Here is an 18,183-nt window from a genome sequence, read left to right as displayed (position 1 = left end):
AAGTTGTCAGCACCGTATGTAGGAAATATATGCTGCATAAGCGTTATTTTCTCATACGGTCACAGAGAATTGTTAGGAAACCAAGGAGGCTAGGATGTCAGTATCAGGAAACGAACGTTTAAGCAAAGCACTGGACGTATCCAGAAGAACATTTATGAAATGGAGTGCCCTTCTGGGTGCTGCTGCCACAGTCGGTTGCGGCTCTCTTGACGGCTCCGACAGCAGTGGTAGCGGAGGCTCAGACTCTGTTATTGAACCAAAAGAATTTGATTATGATAAAGCAGTATGGTCTGCATGTAACGTTAACTGCGGTAGTAACTGCCCTCTGAAACTTTATGTTAAGGATGGTGTGGTTGTCCGTGTCAGCACTGATAACGAAACCGAAGATGTTTATGGCAGCTATGGCGCTAACTATCAGATGCGCTCCTGCGTCAGAGGACGTTCTGTGCGCCAGAGAATCTACAATACCGACAGACTGAAATACCCTATGAGAAGAGTTGCCGGAAGCCCAAGAGGTGCCGGTCAGTATGAGCGCATTACATGGGAAGAAGCTATTAATGAGATTTCTGCTAAAATGCAGTCTGTAAAATCTAACTACGGGCCCGATTCGTTTTATATCCAATATGCTACAGGGACAATTGATGCTTCCATCGCCTGCTCATGGCCGCCGGCATCAACACCTATGGCAAGACTGCACAACCTTTGGGGCGGGTGGCTGAACCACTATTCAGATTACTCTACATCCCAGATTACTGCAAGTCTCTGCCTCCTTGAAGGCTCAAGCTTTAGTAACAATACTATTACAGACGCAGTGAACAGTAATCTTGTTGTTCTGTGGGGTAATAACCCTGCAAATACTCGTATGGGTTCTGGAAGACACTGGACATATCACCTCCAGAAAGCGAAAGAAGCTAACCCTAATCTTAAATTTATAGTTGTTGACCCGTTCTACACAGATACAGCTCTTGCCCTTGAAGCAGACTGGATTTCAATCCGCCCTGGGACAGATGCTGCGCTTGTTGCAGGTATGACACACTATCTTCTTTCTGAGAACCTTCTTGATGAAGACTGGATTGATGAACGCAGCGTAGGCTGGAGTGAAGCATCTTTTGCTAATGTTAAAGAAGTATTTGAAGGCGAAGAATCAGGATATGCACCTGCATATGATAAAGCATGGGGTGACACAGACACTACTGAACCTCCTGTTGCTCCTGAAAGTTCATATAAATCATACTTACTGGGGCTTGGCGCAGACGGCGTTGTCAAAGACACCGCATGGGCTTCTAACATTACTGGTATCCCTGAAAAAACTATTCAGGATTTTGCAAAACAACTTTTAAATCAGTCTCCGGCAATGGTTATTCAGGGGTGGGGGCCACAGAGAAACTCACTTGGCGGTAATAACTGCAGAGCTATCGGTCTTATAACTATTCTTACTAAAAACATCGGTATTACAGGCGGCGGTACAGCAGCCAGAGAAGGCGCAGCCTCTGTAAGTATCCGCATGAACAAATGGGTAAGCACTTTTCCTGCAAATCCAGTGCCTCAGACTATATCAAACTACGCATGGCCACAGGCTATAAAAGACAATACAGTAATGACAGGGAAGACATGGGGCGTAAGAGGCCTTCCTACACCTGACGACGCTCTTCCACAACCGATAAAATTCATCTGGAACTATGCAGGTAACTGTATGCTCAACCAGCACGGCGATATAAACAACACTATGGAGATGTACAAAGATGAAAGTCTTGTTGAGTGCATAGTGACAATTGATAACTATTTTACCCCTTCTGCGATGATTTCTGATTACATTCTGCCTGACTGTACTAACTTTGAACAGAATGATATATCAACAAACAGCGGTGGTAACACTTGTGATATTAAATTTCAGAACAAAGCAATTGAGCCAATGTTTGAGTGTAAAACAATCTACGAAATGATGTCACTCATCGCTGCTAAACTTGGTATCGAAGGTGAATTTACTGAAGGAAGAACACAGGAAGAATGGCTTGAGTACCTGTTTGATCAATCTATAGCGACATATGGTGATCAGGGTGTATTTACAGCTGAAAAAGGACAGGATACATTTGCCAAATGTCATGAAAAAGGTCTCATCAAACATTACAGCACCACAGCAGTACCGTCTGTAGCTTTTGAAGACTTTGTTTCAGATCCTTCATCTAACAGAGTATCTACTCCTTCTGGTAAATTTGAAATATTCTCAAAAAGACTTTACAACCTCAGCCATCAGTGGAGCTTCCCTGCTGAGTATCAGGACGGCAAGGATAAGATCACAGCTCTGCCGGAATACTATGCTGCTTGGGACGGCTATGAGGATCCTACTATCAGCACATATCCGTTTCAGGTTGTTGGCTTCCACCATAAACAAAGAACACACTCAACATATTATAACACTGAGTGGAACAGAGAGGCTAGCCAGCAGGCTGCATGGATCAACACTGAAGATGCTCAGAACCTCGGGATATCCCATGGCGATATAGTGGATATCTACAATGACAGAGGTAGAGTAAGAATCGTTGCTAAAGTTACATCAAGGGTAATGCCCGGTGTTATCGGTCTTCCTCAGGGGGCATGGTATAACCCTGGCGGCAAATGGTATAACAGTGATATTGAGCACGTGGGGACTCTTTCTGAAGCAGAAATAGGAAACACAAGCGTTGTTGACCATGGCGGATGTATGAACGTTCTGACAAGTCTGAGACCGGGACCTATTTCAAAAGGTAACTGTCAGCACAGTGTTCTTGCCAGCATAGAAAAAGTCGGATAAGGAGGATATGATGAGCAAACAGTACGGATTTTATATAGATACTAAACATTGCACAGGTTGCAAGGCTTGTTTTGTAGCCTGCAAAGACAGACAAAATCTGAATTCAGGTGAAAAGTACAGAAAAGTATATGAATTTTCAGGCGGTACATGGAATAAAGAAGACGCTAATGCATACAGCCAGAGTGTATATGCATTTTACGTTTCTATGGCGTGTAACCAATGTGATGATCCAGCATGTCTGAACATATGTCCTGCAAATGCGTATACTAAACGCGAATCAGATGGTATCGTTGTATATGATGCTGAAAAATGTATCTCATGCTTCGGCTGCCAGCAGGTTTGCCCTTATACTGCACCTGTATACGACTATGAAGCAGGACATATGAAAAAATGCATCATGTGTTCAGATGAAACAGGTGTCGATGGTGTACCTAATCCTGCATGTGTAAAAGCATGCCCTTCCAGAGCTCTTGATTTCGGAGAAATGGAAGAGCTTAAGGAAAAATACGGTTCACTGAACACAATTGCAAGTTTCATAAATACAACAGATCCTAACGTTGTTTATGAACCTCATAAAGATGCTTCATCAGGCACAACTATAGTTAATAAAGAAGAAGTATTTTAATAATCAGTTAACAGTTAGGCAGGGGTACCCCCCCTGCCTGCTATATAAGGAAATAGTATGAACAAGGTAGTTGACAGTGAGATATATCTTGAGATGATGGCAGCGTTCAGTTTTTTTAACAAAGTGCTGCTTGATGCTCCAGACAAAGAATACATGCAGTCAGTCAAAGGAAACCTTGAGCTGTTCGAAGAATGGCCGTTTTCTGATGATGACTCTGTTAAGGGATTGAAAATCCTCATAGAGTATATGAAAAAGTATGATGATGAGGCTTTTCCTGCATTGCTTGATAACTTTAACAAGTTGTTCATAGGGCCGGGGCATCTATTTGCACCGCCATGGGAATCCGTTTATAAAGAACAGGATAAGACAATATTTGGTGCTGCTACACTTGAAGTGCGGAAACGTTATAAAAAATTCGGGATTGAGATTAACAATCTTAATAAAGAACCGGATGACCATATTGCCTACGAATGTGCTTATCTGAATTATCTCTGTGCCGGTGCTGCATCTGCTGAGGATAGCGAAGATATAAAAGCAGAGATTATAGATTTTATTAAAGAACACCCGATGACATGGGTAGATGAGTTTACTGATCTTATGCTTGCGAATTCGCTGACTGATTTTTATAAAGGCATAGCGTATATGCTTCGCGGTTCCTTTAAAGAGACTGTGAGGCTTCTTCAAAAATAAAAATGTCGGGGCGGAGTTTCCGCCCTTTTTTTTATGCGCTCGAAGGCAGAACACCACGCATTTATGCGTGTACGAATGAGCTAATCACAGCTTTAGAGCTTATAAGTCATTGCGAGGAATGTAATGACGAAGCAATCTCAGGATTAACTAACGAGTCCAGAGACTGCCACAGTCCTGCGGGCTTCGCAGTGACGTATTTTGCATATGCTCTAGTTTTGACAACGAAGTTGTAACTTCATGTGTCAAGCATGAGCGAAGCGTAGAGCCCCGGGTTTCCACGTGGGAATTTATGTTCGATCTAGTTCTTTTCAGGTTTATAGAAATATTTCCTCTCTGGGCGTCCGACAGAGCCGTATGTGATATCGGCTGATATGAAGCCCCCGCTGACGAGGTATTCGAGGTATCGCCTTGCGGTGATTCTGCTGGCTCCTATGAGCTTACCTGTTTCCTGTGCACATATTCCCCGTTCTCCGTACTCCACTAAGGTGTCTTTTACTTTTTTCAGGGTTAGAGGGTCTATCCCCTTGGGGACATCGTCATCAGTATATTCAACTTGTTGTGCAGACATAAATATTGAGTCGGCATCCTTCTGTTCTATAGTTTGTTTTGCCGAGATCCCTGTTTTAAAGGTTTTGTATTTCTCAAGAGATTCTTTGAAACGGTCAAAGACAACAGGTTTGACAATATAGTCAAACGCACCGTTACGAAGCGCATCCTGCAGAGAGTTGACATCTTTGTCAGCAGTAATGAGAATTACATCGAAATTAATATCCTGCATTCTCATATGCTTCAGAAAGCTCATGCCGTGACCGTCAGGAAAGAAGAGATCCAGAAGTATCAGATCCGGCTGAAGTACAGCTATTGTCTCTTCTGCTTCTTTGAGAGATTTTGCTATACCTACCAGCTCAAAACCGTCAACCTTCTCAAGAAACAATCTATGGAGCTTCAGAATTCTTTCATTGTCTTCAATTATTAAAACCTGTATCAGTCGCATATATTTTTCTCCTTAGGGACTATAACTGTAAAAAGTGCCCCTCCGAGTTCTGATTTACCGCAGAAGACTTCCCCGCCTGCTTCCTGCACAGCCTGTTTTACTAAAAAAAGTCCCAGCCCCCGTTTTACCCCTTTGTTCAGGCTGAAACCCTTTTCGAATACTGTGTCATATAATTTTTCAGGGACTCCGCTTCCGTTGTCTTCAACTTCTATCATTAAGTCTGATCCCATATCAGTAATGAAAAATACTATTTTCTTTTCCGTTTCATGTCTGTCTTTCAGTGCATCAAAACTGTTGTTAATGAGGTTGCCTGCAATTGAGAGCAGGCTTTTTCTGCTGAGGGTTGCCGGAAGTTCTTTCAAACTGCTTGACACGTCTATCTCCAGAGATATTTTCAGTTCTTTAGATTTATTATACTTACCCAGCAAGAGCGCATTAAGTCGTTTCTCTTTTATGGAATGTTTCAGGAATTTAACCAGATGGTCGTAGTCAGTTGATTCCTGAAGGATCATACTCAGAGCTTCGTCAACCTCTCCGACCTGAAGCAGTCCCCCGATTGTGTGCATAATATTTGAAAATTCGTGTGCCTGAGAACGGAGCATCTCTGAATATTCCTGCTCCTGACAAAGCCTGTTATAAAGAAAGTCTGTCTCATCCTTACGTCTGAAGCTTGCCACAACCCCATTTATCTGACCTTCATAAAAGACAGGGATAAAGTTGAATATCATAATATGTCCTCTTACTACCAGCTCCATGTCCAGCTCCTGAATACCCAGGGACAACACACTCTCCATAGTATCAAAGAAGGGGAGAGCCGTTATATCTTTTCCGATGATTTCCTCAGGGGTGCTTATATTAAGATACTCCATCGCAGAAGGATTTATTGTCATGATATGACCGTTATTGTCAGCGGCTATTATGCCCTCACGAACGAAATGTATAATACCTTCTTTTTGTATATAGAGTGACGTAATGTCGGCAGGGTCAAGTCCGAGCGTCTGACGTCTTAGGTATTCGGTAATAAATAGAGTAGCACATATGGCAGTGAGGGTCATAAGCAGAACATAGACCAGCGGACTGAATATATTATTGTTAATGTCGTGTTTGACATCTTTCAGAAGAACTCCCGCAGCAACAAAGCCTATGACATGCCCCTGATCATTTTTCACAGGAGCAAACCCCCTTAGAGCAGGTCCAAGGGTGCCTGTTCCCATAGAGAAATATGTTTCACCTTTGAGAGCCCTATCACTGTCCCCCCCTGCGAATTTACCACCTATTCTTTCCGGTTTGGGGTGAGAGAGCCTGATTTTGTTTTTGTTGGCTACTACAATATATCTTGCACCTACAGTTTCTCTCACTTTCTTTGCTTTTTCGCGTATAAGACCGTAACTGTCCATGTTTTCGATATTATTCCGTACAGTTTCATCCTCTGCAAAAGTGGAAGCAATGTCCATTGCTCTCTTTCCTGTCCAAGATTCTATATAAGCGGACATCTGGATATAGTGTATTATGCCGCTTAAAAGTACCTGAAAAAGCACAATAAAGCTTATCATGATAAACATCTGTGTTTTTAATGACTTGGATGATATCCTTTCCGCAAGAGCTAATATGATCATAATTACACCAAATAATTGATTCTATGTCTTATTAATCAGAATAACTGTTTTTTTATCTTTTTTGTATGAACAATATGAACAAAATATACGTAAACTACTTAAAAATCTTTAATTACGTATAGTTTACAGATAAATACTTATTTCGTATTTTAATCCTAGCGAAGTTTGTAAAGTTAGGAGGTTACAATGAGCAATAAATCTGAAAAAGGTATTACAAGAAAACAGTTTCTTAAAGGTATGGCCGCTGGTGTGGCAGGTCTTACTGCGGCATCAATTGCACCCAAGGCAAATGCCGGATTGTTTGGAGGTTCCAAAAAAGAGAAATGGGACGAAGAGCTTGATACAATTATTATAGGATCAGGTTTTGCAGGTCTGACAGCCGCTATATTTTCAAAAGAGAATGGCGGCAACCCGGTTGTTCTGGAAAAAAGATCACTCATTGGTGGGAACTCAGTTCTTTCTACTGCATGGCTGAACGCTGCTGAAACATCAATTCAGAGAGAAAAGTTCGGTATTACCAATGACACTCACGAGCTGCACTATCAGGATACACTGAAGGGCGGTGACTATAAAAATGATCCTGTTCTGGTCAGAGAACTTACGGATAAAGTGACTGAGAGTGTAGAGTGGCTGAAAGGTCTAGGTGCTCCTTTTTCAAAAATCACTATGCTTGGCGGTGCAAGCAGGAAGAGAGCACACGCCCCTTCTGATGAATATGGCGGAGGGCTTGTGAAACTTCTCTACAGCCGTGCAAAAGCACTGGATGTTGAATTCAGAAAGAAAACTAAAGTAATAGACTTTGTTGTCAGTCAGGATGAAAAAACCGGGATGAGAACTCTGGACGGCGTTGTTGTCGAAGACGGCGAAGGGACAAAGAGGTTAAAAGCTAAGAAAGCTGTGATCATTGCTGCCGGTGGTTTTGGCGCTAATGCTGAGCTTGTTAAAAGATATGATCCCTCTCTTGTGGGCTATGAAACAACTAACTTTAAAGATGCTTCCACAGGCGAGGTAATGATCTCTGCTATGGAAAATGGCGTTGATACCTCAGGTATAAATTATATCCAGATCCATCCGACTTTCTCTAATACACCCGGCAAAAATAATATTCTTATCACTGAGGGGCTCAGAGGTGAGGGATTCATACTTGTTAATACAAATGGAGAACGTTTTGTTCAGGATCTTGACAGGAGAGATGTAGTTTCCGCAGCCATTCTTGCCCAGCCTGGTAAATATGCGTATCTCATAGGCAGTAAAGAAACATATCACCCTAAAGTCGAGGCTTATAAGAAGTCAGGTTTGGTCTTTGAAGGCGAGACTCTCAAAGAAGTTGCTGAAAAAGCAGGTCTCGACCCTGTGGTTCTCGCAGCTACTCTCAAGGAGTATAACGGATATGTTAAAGCTGGGAAAGATCCTGTGTATGCCAGAAAAAACCTTGAGAGACCACTCCTTACAGGGCCGTTTTATGTAATCAGAGTTAAACCTGCGATACACCATACAATGGGCGGGGTCAGAATCAATACTAAAGGTCAGGTTATTGACCTTGACGGCAATGTTATTAAAGGTATGTATGCTGCCGGCGAATGTACAGGCGGTATACACGGAACAAACAGACTCGGTGGTAATGCTGTCGGTGACTGTGTGACCTTCGGGCGTATTGCTGCTCAGAATGCTGCAAAGGAACAGGCGTAAAGTCGTTGAGTATGTTTATGAAAAAAAAGAAATTAGCAATAATTTTCGGGATACTGGTGCTGCTCCTCATCGTAGGGGTAGTGCTGGCTGACCCGATATACCAGAAAGTTAGCCATCATCCGGAAGTATGCGGTATGTGCCATGTTATGGATAAATATGTTGAAACATACAACCATGAAGGCGAACTTGCAAACACACACAAAGAGGCAGACCTTGTATGCAAAGACTGCCACAAAGCAACGGTGACAGAAGCTATGCGGGAAGCATTTGTTTTTGTGACTGGTGATTATGAGTTTCCTTTCAAAGAGAGGGAGAAATTTGGTTCTGCAAAATCATGTCTTGGCGAATGTCACGACCTTGAGGATATTGTGGAGCAGAGTGCATATCTTAAAGCTTATAACCCGCATGATTCTCACCTCGGCGAGATGGAGTGCAATATGTGTCATAAAATGCACAAGCCTTCCGTTAGTTTTTGTGCAGATTGTCACGGTGAAGGCTGGATTCCTGAAGTCCCCTGATAAGCGGACTTCCTTCTAACAAGTGAGCTGTCCCGCCCCCACGGGGCAGCTTTTTCTTCTGTAAAGCATTATTTTTAATAAGTTATTTTGTTTTAATACTCATTGCCGGTTGCAAAAAAAACTTAATTGCCTGTATTATACGCCCGTGAGAAAAGTCGCATTATTAATGTTTTTCATAGTATATTTTCTGTAATTTTAATTGGGAAGTGCAGATGTGTTAAGTCTTGATAATTCTTTATATCTTTCATCTGGCGGGCAGCGTGAATGCTATATTCATCCGGAAGACAACACGAAAGTTATTAAGGTGACCAGAGCAAATCATGGTATTTACAGATTCGAAAAGAAGGAACAAAACCGTCGTAACGACAATATTATAGACTACCGGTATTTTAATTCGATAAAGAATAGAGTTGTGGACTATTCTTTTATAACAAGATGTTATGGCTGGGTGGAAACTTCGAAAGGTCTTGGGCTGGTTGTTGACAGAGTTCAGAATTACGATGGTTCAGAAGTTCTGACGTTCAGGGAAGCTGTGCGGAAAAAGCTGCTCTCTAAAGATAAAGAGCAAGAACTTCTGGATGAGCTCACACAGTATCTTTCAGGTAACAAAATACTTTTTGCTGATGCAACAACAAACAACATACTCCTTATGAGAATTGACGAAGAGAACTTCAGGCTGGTTATAATTGACGGGCTTGGCGCGAGGAGACTCGGGCTTAAAGAGTGGATTCATAATCATGTGTGGCTTATAAATAGAATACGCATTAGAGAGCAGATCAGAAAACTTTGGAAGGACTACGAAAGTATTAGGTAATTTTCTAGGTATTCTGTACCCTGCTTATTTTATTATGACTTCTGATTAGGCTTTCCTCAAGTTCATAAAGAGAGTTCACTGCTTCTTCATAAAGGTATGGTTTGGTTCTGATCTCTGGCTTTGGCTGTCTGCTGTTATGCTCTTTAAGCATTTTCAGCATGTAGAGTTTATCGATTGATGATTTCAGATCAGCAGAGATATACCCGTTACCGCACAGCTTAAAAGTAGCCAGATTAAGACCGGCTGATTCGGTGATCATGTTTTCCTGTTTTGCATATTCAGTGGCGAGTATGTTTATGATGCCTATGATCGGCATGGTGTGAAAATCCTCAATAAAACCGCCTCCGGCTGCACGGACATCCCATATGTTAAATGCAAAGCGTCTTATTATTCTGTTTATGAGCAGTGCAAGGGCTTTGTTTCGCCTGTTTTTCTCCAGAAAAGACCATCTCCTGTTTGCTGTGAGATAGATTTTAGCAATACTGTATGGAAGTATATACTCTATCAATTCAGTCAAATTACGCACTTCCCTTATGCTGCTGATAACGCCAGGGAAGCATTTGATTTCGGTTGATACGCTCATGCCTGCACCTGTAAAAATAGTTATATTGTTAAAATAATAATGCATCGAAAAATTCTCAATGAGAAATGTAATAGTATGTATTTAAAAAATGGATAAATATAAATCATTTGTAAAATGAGTTAATCCAGCTTTAAAAAAGTCAGGCGAGAGTCAAAATTACAATGTTATTTGGGATTATTGACCAAAATCAAAACATCATAAGTTGTGTGTGATATTTTATATGCAAAGAGGTGATATATGGAATTTTACAGAATGCTTTCTGAAAATTATAGAGAGATATTTCCGGTCAGCGAAAATATGCTGAAATTTACTTTAGATAATATAAGTGGAGATCGGGTACTTGATGTTGGCTGTGCAAAAGGTGACCTTCTGAGGCGGTTGTGTTCGGAAGGGAAAGATGCATGGGGGGTGGAGTATGTTCCGGAACTTGTTGGATTTCCGGACAGGACTCTTTTGGGGGATATGCACAGGTTGCCGTTTGCGGATGGCGATTTTTCCGGTGTGATATGCACGGGGAACACACTGGTTCACTCAAAAGAACCTTCAGTGGTAATAAAGGAGTTCGCCAGAGTAACAAAGCCTGGGGGGGGACTTGTATTGCAGATTCTTAATTATGACAGGATAATGCGGGAACAGCCGGCTGAACTTCCAGTCATTCAGACAGGCGACTTTCAGTTTTTGAGAACATATGATTATTTAGCTGACAGTATTAGGTTTTCAGGAAAGTTACAGAGAGGAAACGAATCTACGGAATCATCAGTTTTGCTGTATCCTTTAAGTAGCGTTTCTGTATGTAAATTATTGTCAAATAATAATTTTAGTAATATACGTATATTCGGTGGATTTGACAGTGCCGCATTTGCCTCAGAGGATAGCTATACACTTGTTGTAACAGCTCAAAAAAGATGATGAAAAACTGAACCAACTCCTTATTATATCTTAGATAATTCAATTATTTATTTTATATCATGCGCGAAAACCATAACCAAAACATATTTATTAATTTTTCTGCGCTTGTTTTTAAGGAGGAGATTTCCAATGTTCAGAGTTAAAATACGTACCCGCATCATAGGCGGTTTCGTCGGGCTGTCTGTGTTAATAATGCTGCTTAGCATATATAATATTTTTACTACAAACAGATCACTTCAGCAGCTTAAATTACTGAAAATAGAGACGGTGGATCAGACCCTTCTCCTGATGGAGTTAAATCTTGATGTTGTCCAGATACAGCAGTGGCTCACAGATGTATCTGCCACCAGAGGGGCAGAGGGGTATGATGACGGATTTGATGAGGCGAGAACTTATTACGAACACTCAGGCGAGCTTATCGCAAAGCTTTCAAAAAACGCCTCAATGCCTGGTATGAAAGGTACTCTCGCAGGTATTAAAAGAGAAATAGATGATTTTTACCGTGTCGGAAAGCAGATGGCGGAGGTTTACGTCAGTTCCGGTCACATTGCTGGTAATGAATTTATGGGGCAGTTTGACCCCTATGCTGAAAAGCTTGGCAACTCAATCAACCAGATAGTCTTAAAACATAAACAACACCTTGAAAAAGCTCTTGAAGACCTCACAGATAAGCAGGGGCAAGTTATGATGATGTCAGTATTGTTCGGGGCTTTTGCGCTTTTGGTTGCAGGGATTTTATCTTTTGTTATTACCAAATCAGTTCTCTCTCCGCTTTTCCTATTTAGACAAAGTTTTATGAAAGGTGCTTCAGGAGACTTGACAACTCAGGTTGATTATAGCGAGGAAAATGAGATTGGCGAGCTTTCAGACAGCTTTAACAGCTTTACCCGTTCGCTCAGGAAGCTTGTTCAGACACAGAAAGAAACAATTATAAGTATAACTGAAAACAGTTCCACACTTTCGTCAGCCTCAGAAGAGTTTTCTGTAACATTCGGTCAGCAGTCAGCAGAGATATCCAATATAGCGGCTTCCATGACGATGCTGTCTAATTCGTCGCAGGATATTATAGGCAGGCTTGATGGGATGACTGGGCTTGTGGAAAGCACAAATAACGAGACCGGACAGGCTTTTGACCACCTGGAAGAGGTTATTAATAAAACAGAAGAGATAAGCTCTGATACAGCACAGCTTGCTGACGTTATGGTACGTCTCGTGGATTCATCCAGCGAGATTGAGAATATTCTGCATGTTATAAATGATATAGCAGAGCAAACAAATCTTTTGGCTCTGAATGCTGCAATAGAAGCAGCAAGAGCGGGGGATGCAGGACGCGGATTTGCTGTTGTTGCAGACGAAGTGCGCAAGCTGGCTGAGCGTACACAGAAAGCAACAGGCGAAGTGGAAGGCATAGTGTCTCATCTGATGAATGATACTGCCAGTGCTAAAGAGTCTATGGAAGTTTCTGTTGCGAAAGTAGAAGAAGGGATGAGTCTTATCCGGAATCTGGAGTCCTTCTACAAGAGGGTTTCAGACAATATGCAGACGATCAATTCAGAGCAGAGAATAATATCAGAAGGTATGTCTGATTCAGCGAAGAATATAGAAATGGTGGATTATTCAATACAGGGGATATCTGCCAGTATTCAGGAAGCATCTTCCGCTGTCGTACAGATTGCAGAAGCGGCTGCAGGTCTTCAGGATAACGCTGCTTCTTTATCGGACCATTCAGATAGTTTTAAAATATAGAAAAAAATAGGGGTGGTCGTGTGACCACCCCTATGAATACTATTTTGTCTATGAAAGTGTATTTTTATTCAGAAACATCGTCGTGATACTTATTTAGTACCGAAAAGTCTGTCTCCTGCGTCCCCAAGCCCTGGGACAATATAACCCATTTCATTAAGTTTTTCGTCCAGTCCTGCAGCATAAACATGTATGTCGGGGTGAGCTTCACAGAAAGCTTTAACGCCTTCCGGAGCAGCTATCAGACACATAAACTTAATGTTTTTGATACCTTCTGATTTCAGTTTGTCGGCAGATGCAATGGCAGAGCCTCCTGTAGCGAGCATAGGGTCTATCAGGATAAAGTCTCTGTCTTCGGCATTGGGCGGCACTTTAAAATAATATGAAACCGGCTGAAGAGTCTCATGGTCTCTGTAAAGACCTATGTGTCCCACACGTGCTGACGGCATAAGACGAAGAAAGCCGTCAACCATGCCGAGCCCTGCACGCAGGATAGGCACAAGTGCAACTTTTTTGCCTGAAACCATTTTTGCTTTTGTCATGCCCATCGGTGTCTCAATTTCCACTTCTTCAAGTGGAAAATCTTTTGTGATTTCATATGCCATGAGCATTGCGACTTCGTCCACCAGCTCTTTGAATTCCTTCTTAGAGGTATTTTTGTCACGGATGATGGTTAGTTTGTGCTCTATGAGCGGATGCTTTACTACGCTGAAGTTATTAAAATCCATTATTTCTCCTTAGGAAGTATGAGGTTCAGGACTATGCCGATTATACCTGCAAGACCGATCCCGCCAAGTGTAACCTTGCCCATTGTGAATGAGAGGTCGCCTATACCGATCACGAGGATCACAGAGGCGATAATAAGGTTTCGTGATTTGGAAAAGTCTACTTTATCACGGACAAGTGTACTTACACCGATAGATGCAATCATTCCGAAAAGGAGGATCATGATACCGCCCATAACAGGAACGGGGATTGTTCTGAGAACAGCGCCGAGTTTACCTACGAAAGCGAGAATGATTGCTGTTATGGCTGCTATTGTCATATACATAGGGTTGAAAGCCTTTGTAAGGGCGACAGCACCTGTAACCTCTGAGTATGTTGTATTAGGAGGTCCGCCGAGAACAGATGCCAGTGATGTCGCCAGACCGTCACCGAGAAGTGTTCTGTGGAGCCCAGGTTCTTTGATATAATTTTTGCCTGTTGCGCTGGAGATGGCAAGAACATCACCCACGTGCTCGATGGCAGGGGCTATTGCAACAGGTACAATGTAGAGTATTGCAGCTATGTCGAAAACAGGAACAGCATATGTCCCCGCTTTCATTGCTGCAACCCAAGGTATTGAAAACCATGCTGCATTTGTTATGGCATCATAGTTGACAACACCAAGTATTATTGAAAATACGTATCCGACAACAATCCCTGACAATATAGGGATAAGGCTGAAAATCTTTTTGCCGTATGTAACTGTGAGTATTGCTGTGAGAAGTGAGACAGTTGCGATAAGCATTGCCTGACCATTGTAATTACCGGATCCGTCGAAGCTTTTTGCCATGTTGACTGCTGTTGGTGCAAGGTTCAGCCCTATGACCATAATTACCGGACCGGTGACTATCGCCGGCAGATACTTTTCGATGGCTTCGACACCGCCTGTTTTAACCATGATAGAGAAGACAATATATGCGAGTCCAGCACAGGCAAGACCGCCCAGCGTTGCGCCCATGCCGAATTCCTTCACTCCAAAAGAAATAGGAGCAATGAAAGCAAATGAACTTGCGAGAAATACCGGTACCATCCTCTTTGTGATTATCTGAAAGAGCAGAGTACCTGCGCCCGCTGTAAAAAGAGCAATGGAAGGGTCAAATCCTGTAAGCAGAGGTACGAGAACCAATGCGCCGAATGCTACAAAGAGCATCTGCACACCAAGTATAAGAGTTTTAATAAAGCTGTCCTGCATTTTCTATAGTCCTCCTGTCGGTTTTTGAAAAATCGGCACAAAACAAACAATCTTAATGTTTTTTAAGTTCTATGTAAAGGCAAAATATGCCTGCAAATGATTCAATGATATCAACTGTTTATGAGCATTTGTTTATGATTTTGTTATAATACTCAGTTATATTGGTAATGATACTTAAGTTTATCATTATTAAAATCTTATAATGTTAATTATTATGAGAAATATTTTATTTATACCTTTTAAGATAAACAACTGATATAGAAACAATATTACATTGATTATGAAGAGATATAAGGTTATACTTATGCGACATAAAGATTGAAGATCGGGTTGATATTGCATGCGGAAAGGCTTCTGCGTGTATAAATACTTTATAGGGTGGCGCTATGAGATTTATTAGAAATTTATCAGTAAGAATAAAATTGTATGTCAGTTTTGGGATACTTCTCATTATTATCTCCCTGAACGGGTTGATAGGTTTTGGCGGGCTGAGTGGAATTCATAATAATCTGGAGATGATTTTTAAAGTCGAACTTCCATCGATTGATTATCTCATTGAGGCAGACAGGGATTACCATCAAATGTTGATAGCTGAGAGAGCTTTGTTGGTTACGCCTAAGAGCAGCGAAAATTTTAAAAGATATCTTGATGATTACTCGACAAACAGAGATCAGGTAACTATGAGATTTGGAAAATATGAGAAACTTTCAGTCAAAGAAGAGAATGCAACTATTATTGCTCAGTTTTATAAAGATTTTGCTGCATGGAAGAAATCGTCAGACAGAGTTATTGAGTTGGTTAATGAAGGTACTGCGGAATCTATAAAAGAGGCATCCGCCCTTTCATTTGGTAAGACAGAGGCTCTCTTTGAGAAAGCAAGAGGAAGCATAGATGCTTTGACTGAACAGAGTCTTGCAAATGCAGATTTTAACGATAAAGAGTCTGACAAATATTATAAAACAACGGCAGTTCTCTTCTCAATAACCATTCTTATTGGACTGTTTATAAGTTTTATTGTGGGTAACAGGCTTGCAGCTAACCTTGTTAACAGTCTTACCAGTACGTCAGATGTGCTTAAAGACGTGTCTGAAGGCGAGGGTGATCTCACAGCAACATTACCTGTTAATAGTGAGGATGAAGTTGGCAAGCTTGCAACTTATTTTAATGGTTTTATTGCTAAGCTTCATGCCGTCATCAGCACTGTAAAGATTAATTCTGAAAGCATTGCTTCCGGTAACACAGAGCTATCTGCTGCCACGGAGCAGCTTGCATTGAGTTTTAATGAGCAGACAAGTCAGCTTGTGACTATAGCATCGGCTACTGAACAAATGAGTACATCTGCGGAAGAAGTTGGAATATCCGTCCGGCAGGTTGCCGAAAGAGCAGGACAGGCAAATGAGTTTATAAATAATGGTAAAGTTATGCTCGGGGAGAGTGTGTCCTGCATGACTTCAATAAAAGAAGGGGTTTCAGACCTCAGCAGAACTATCGAACAGCTTACCAACTCTTCTTTGGAGATTGGTAATATTCTGAATGTCATAAATGATATTGCAGATCAGACAAATCTTCTGGCTCTTAATGCAGCCATAGAAGCAGCGCGGGCGGGCGAGCACGGACGCGGATTTGCTGTGGTGGCAGACGAGGTGCGGAAACTTGCAGAACGCTCACAGGATGCGATTAAAGAGATAGAGGTTATAATACTGAATCTTCAGAATGAGTCGCGGGTTGCGTCTGCAAATATGGATGCTGCCAGCGGAAAAGTTGAAAACGGTGTTGTCAGTATCAATAATGTGGAGGATATGTTTGAGAGTATCATTGAGGCAGTAACTCTTATTACTGATTCAAGTATGAATATCGAAAGCGCTGTTAACGAACAGAACAGTGCTATCTATAATATAAATGATAATGTGCAGACCCTGAGCAACGGACTTGAGCAGAGTAACGGTGCTATCGGGGAAGTTTCCAGAACTATAGGGGATTTACAGATGCAGACGGAAGAGCTGTCCGCACTGGTGCGCAGATTCAGAACATAAGTACCTGCCAGGGCAGCTTATAAACGCTGCCCTTCTTTTTTATAATTTGAAATTATTTGTCTGTTGATACTATAATACTTATTAACAAAAGTAATTTAGAGGTCGATATGAATGAAGCATTTATGAGTGACAATACCGCTCCTGTTGATTTCAGGATCCTGAGAGTTCTTGAAGAAGCAAACACAGGTTTTGAAAAGCCGTATGGTTATGATAAGTGGACAAATGAGGCAAAGCTGCTTATCAGGTCGGAGTTTGGAGCGGATGCGGAATTTTATCCCGTTATGAACGGTACGGGTGCAAATGTTATTTCGCTGGCTTCGGTGCTCTCTCCTTTTCAGGCAGTCATCTGTGCTGAATCTGCACATATTAATGTCGATGAGTGCGGTGCTCCTGAACGTTTTCTCGGCAGTAAACTGATTAGTGTTAGGACTGAGTTAGGAAAGCTTGCTCCAGAGGATATAACACCTCTGCTGCATTCTGAAGGGTTCGAGCATCATGTTCAGCCGTATGTTATTTCTATTTCACAGGTAACGGAGACAGGGCTTGCCTATTCCCCGCAGGAGGTATCAGCTCTTAGTAAATTTGCATCCGAACATAACTTACTTCTTCACATAGACGGCTCAAGGCTCGCTAATGCTGCAGTACACCTTGGCTGTTCAATGGGGGAAGCTGTTAAAGGGGCAGACCTGGTATCATTTGGCGGAACCAAAAACGGTATGCTTATGGGAGAAGCAGTGTTACTGCTGAACCCTGAAATAGGTCAGAATATAAAATATTACCGCAAGCAGGGGATGCAGCTTTTCTCCAAAATGCGCTATTTGTCCGCCCAGTTCATCCCGTATCTGCGTGATGGCATATGGCGTGAAAATGCCGTACAAGCAAACAGTATGGCAGCAAAGCTTGCTTCCGGATTTGTGAAAGCAGGACTGAAGCTGGCTTATCCTGTTAACAGTAACGGCGTTTTTGTTTATTTGCCGGACAGCCTTATAAGCAAAATTGAAAGAAACTTTGGCTTTTATGTGTGGGACGAAGAGACAGGATTATGCAGATTTATGTGTTCGTTTGCCACAACAGAGCAGGATGTTAATTCGCTTTTGAACTTGGTTTAGCGGGTACAGACTGTTTTTATGAATAGAGCCTATGTTAAATATGAACAAAATTGCTGCTAATGCATATTAAGTGATTGTCTGATTTTAAGATTTTTTTAGTACGTATTTTATA

15 protein-coding genes are annotated in these 18,183 nt (G+C 41.7%); 10 read left to right on the top strand and 5 right to left on the bottom strand.

Going from position 1 to position 18,183, the window contains the following annotated elements; all coding sequences use genetic code 11:
- Positions 1 to 94: 94 nt before the first annotated feature.
- The 3 genes from DACET_RS10945 to DACET_RS10935 are packed head-to-tail and all read left to right on the top strand — an operon-like array spanning position 95 to position 4,106.
- The gene (locus tag DACET_RS10945; RefSeq protein ID WP_013011438.1) at positions 95 to 2,791 is read left to right on the top strand and encodes a DMSO/selenate family reductase complex A subunit; all 2,697 of its coding nucleotides are present in this window, start codon (positions 95 to 97) and stop codon (positions 2,789 to 2,791) included.
- A 7-nt stretch (positions 2,792 to 2,798) separates the two neighbouring features.
- Entirely contained in the window at positions 2,799 to 3,416 is a 618-nt protein-coding gene (locus DACET_RS10940; RefSeq protein ID WP_211204079.1) for a 4Fe-4S dicluster domain-containing protein, read from the top strand.
- 57 nt (positions 3,417 to 3,473) lie between these two features.
- Positions 3,474 to 4,106, top strand: a complete 633-nt coding sequence (locus DACET_RS10935) for a TorD/DmsD family molecular chaperone (protein ID WP_013011436.1) — start codon at positions 3,474 to 3,476, stop codon at positions 4,104 to 4,106.
- A gap of 298 nt (positions 4,107 to 4,404) precedes the next feature.
- Here the strand turns inward: DACET_RS10935 and DACET_RS10930 are convergent, their stop codons facing one another.
- Positions 4,405 to 5,100: a response regulator gene (locus DACET_RS10930; RefSeq protein WP_013011435.1), complete on the bottom strand. Its 696-nt coding sequence runs from the start codon at positions 5,098 to 5,100 to the stop codon at positions 4,405 to 4,407.
- Positions 5,091 to 6,716 (bottom strand): ATP-binding protein, encoded by a 1,626-nt coding sequence (locus tag DACET_RS10925; RefSeq protein WP_013011434.1) that lies wholly within the window; start codon positions 6,714 to 6,716, stop codon positions 5,091 to 5,093. The genes DACET_RS10930 and DACET_RS10925 overlap by 10 nt, the downstream gene beginning before the upstream one ends.
- Positions 6,717 to 6,902: 186 nt before the next feature.
- Between DACET_RS10925 and DACET_RS10920 the strand changes: the two genes are divergently transcribed.
- The 3 genes from DACET_RS10920 to DACET_RS10910 all read left to right on the top strand — a co-directional run bounded on the left by DACET_RS10920 (position 6,903) and on the right by DACET_RS10910 (position 9,737).
- The gene (locus DACET_RS10920) at positions 6,903 to 8,405 is read left to right on the top strand and encodes an FAD-dependent oxidoreductase (protein WP_013011433.1); all 1,503 of its coding nucleotides are present in this window, start codon (positions 6,903 to 6,905) and stop codon (positions 8,403 to 8,405) included.
- A gap of 17 nt (positions 8,406 to 8,422) precedes the next feature.
- On the top strand, positions 8,423 to 8,923 hold the full coding sequence (locus tag DACET_RS10915; RefSeq protein WP_013011432.1) for a cytochrome c3 family protein: 501 nt from the start codon (positions 8,423 to 8,425) through the stop codon (positions 8,921 to 8,923).
- 214 nt (positions 8,924 to 9,137) lie between these two features.
- The gene (locus DACET_RS10910; RefSeq protein WP_013011431.1) at positions 9,138 to 9,737 is read left to right on the top strand and encodes a YrbL family protein; all 600 of its coding nucleotides are present in this window, start codon (positions 9,138 to 9,140) and stop codon (positions 9,735 to 9,737) included.
- A gap of 4 nt (positions 9,738 to 9,741) precedes the next feature.
- Here DACET_RS10910 and DACET_RS10905 read toward each other — a convergent pair whose 3' ends face one another.
- Entirely contained in the window at positions 9,742 to 10,320 is a 579-nt protein-coding gene (locus DACET_RS10905; RefSeq protein WP_148214181.1) for a hypothetical protein, read from the bottom strand.
- 237 nt (positions 10,321 to 10,557) lie between these two features.
- Between DACET_RS10905 and DACET_RS10900 the strand changes: the two genes are divergently transcribed.
- Together DACET_RS10900 and DACET_RS10895 are read left to right on the top strand one after the other, a co-directional pair.
- On the top strand, positions 10,558 to 11,229 hold the full coding sequence (locus DACET_RS10900) for a class I SAM-dependent methyltransferase (RefSeq protein WP_013011429.1): 672 nt from the start codon (positions 10,558 to 10,560) through the stop codon (positions 11,227 to 11,229).
- A 129-nt stretch (positions 11,230 to 11,358) separates the two neighbouring features.
- Positions 11,359 to 12,975 (top strand): methyl-accepting chemotaxis protein, encoded by a 1,617-nt coding sequence (locus DACET_RS10895; protein ID WP_013011428.1) that lies wholly within the window; start codon positions 11,359 to 11,361, stop codon positions 12,973 to 12,975.
- Between the two features lie 89 nt (positions 12,976 to 13,064).
- On the opposite strand, the gene upp is transcribed toward DACET_RS10895, so the two are convergent.
- Both upp and DACET_RS10885 read right to left on the bottom strand, forming a co-directional pair.
- The gene (upp, locus tag DACET_RS10890; protein ID WP_013011427.1) at positions 13,065 to 13,700 is read right to left on the bottom strand and encodes a uracil phosphoribosyltransferase; all 636 of its coding nucleotides are present in this window, start codon (positions 13,698 to 13,700) and stop codon (positions 13,065 to 13,067) included.
- Entirely contained in the window at positions 13,700 to 14,914 is a 1,215-nt protein-coding gene (locus DACET_RS10885; protein ID WP_052293556.1) for a solute carrier family 23 protein, read from the bottom strand. Before DACET_RS10885 ends, upp begins: the two co-directional genes overlap by 1 nt.
- Before the next feature lie 401 nt (positions 14,915 to 15,315).
- On the opposite strand from DACET_RS10885, the gene DACET_RS10880 reads away from it, so the two are divergent.
- Positions 15,316 to 16,962, top strand: a complete 1,647-nt coding sequence (locus DACET_RS10880; RefSeq protein ID WP_013011425.1) for a methyl-accepting chemotaxis protein — start codon at positions 15,316 to 15,318, stop codon at positions 16,960 to 16,962.
- Positions 16,963 to 17,069: 107 nt separating this feature from the next.
- On the top strand, positions 17,070 to 18,071 hold the full coding sequence (locus DACET_RS10875; RefSeq protein ID WP_013011424.1) for a threonine aldolase family protein: 1,002 nt from the start codon (positions 17,070 to 17,072) through the stop codon (positions 18,069 to 18,071).
- Positions 18,072 to 18,183: the final 112 nt, after the last annotated feature.

It is taken from the genome of Denitrovibrio acetiphilus DSM 12809 (assembly GCF_000025725.1).
Lineage (GTDB): Bacteria > Chrysiogenota > Deferribacteres > Deferribacterales > Geovibrionaceae > Denitrovibrio > Denitrovibrio acetiphilus.
The sequence above is the reverse complement of the archived record's forward strand: the minus strand, read 5'-3'. Positions and strand labels throughout refer to the sequence as shown.

Excerpts from the sequence above, each read along its gene's own strand:
- DACET_RS10945 (WP_013011438.1), top strand. The coding sequence starts at position 95 with ATGTCAGTATCAGGAAACGAACGTTTAAGCAAAGCACTGGACGTATCC.
- DACET_RS10940 (WP_211204079.1), top strand. The coding sequence starts at position 2,799 with ATGATGAGCAAACAGTACGGATTTTATATAGATACTAAACATTGCACA.
- DACET_RS10935 (WP_013011436.1), top strand. The coding sequence starts at position 3,474 with ATGAACAAGGTAGTTGACAGTGAGATATATCTTGAGATGATGGCAGCG.
- DACET_RS10930 (WP_013011435.1), bottom strand. The coding sequence starts at position 5,100 with ATGCGACTGATACAGGTTTTAATAATTGAAGACAATGAAAGAATTCTG.
- DACET_RS10925 (WP_013011434.1), bottom strand. The coding sequence starts at position 6,716 with ATGATCATATTAGCTCTTGCGGAAAGGATATCATCCAAGTCATTAAAA.
- DACET_RS10920 (WP_013011433.1), top strand. The coding sequence starts at position 6,903 with ATGAGCAATAAATCTGAAAAAGGTATTACAAGAAAACAGTTTCTTAAA.
- DACET_RS10915 (WP_013011432.1), top strand. The coding sequence starts at position 8,423 with ATGAAAAAAAAGAAATTAGCAATAATTTTCGGGATACTGGTGCTGCTC.
- DACET_RS10905 (WP_148214181.1), bottom strand. The coding sequence starts at position 10,320 with ATGAGCGTATCAACCGAAATCAAATGCTTCCCTGGCGTTATCAGCAGC.
- DACET_RS10900 (WP_013011429.1), top strand. The coding sequence starts at position 10,558 with ATGGAATTTTACAGAATGCTTTCTGAAAATTATAGAGAGATATTTCCG.
- DACET_RS10895 (WP_013011428.1), top strand. The coding sequence starts at position 11,359 with ATGTTCAGAGTTAAAATACGTACCCGCATCATAGGCGGTTTCGTCGGG.
- upp (WP_013011427.1), bottom strand. The coding sequence starts at position 13,700 with ATGGATTTTAATAACTTCAGCGTAGTAAAGCATCCGCTCATAGAGCAC.
- DACET_RS10880 (WP_013011425.1), top strand. The coding sequence starts at position 15,316 with ATGAGATTTATTAGAAATTTATCAGTAAGAATAAAATTGTATGTCAGT.
- DACET_RS10875 (WP_013011424.1), top strand. The coding sequence starts at position 17,070 with ATGAATGAAGCATTTATGAGTGACAATACCGCTCCTGTTGATTTCAGG.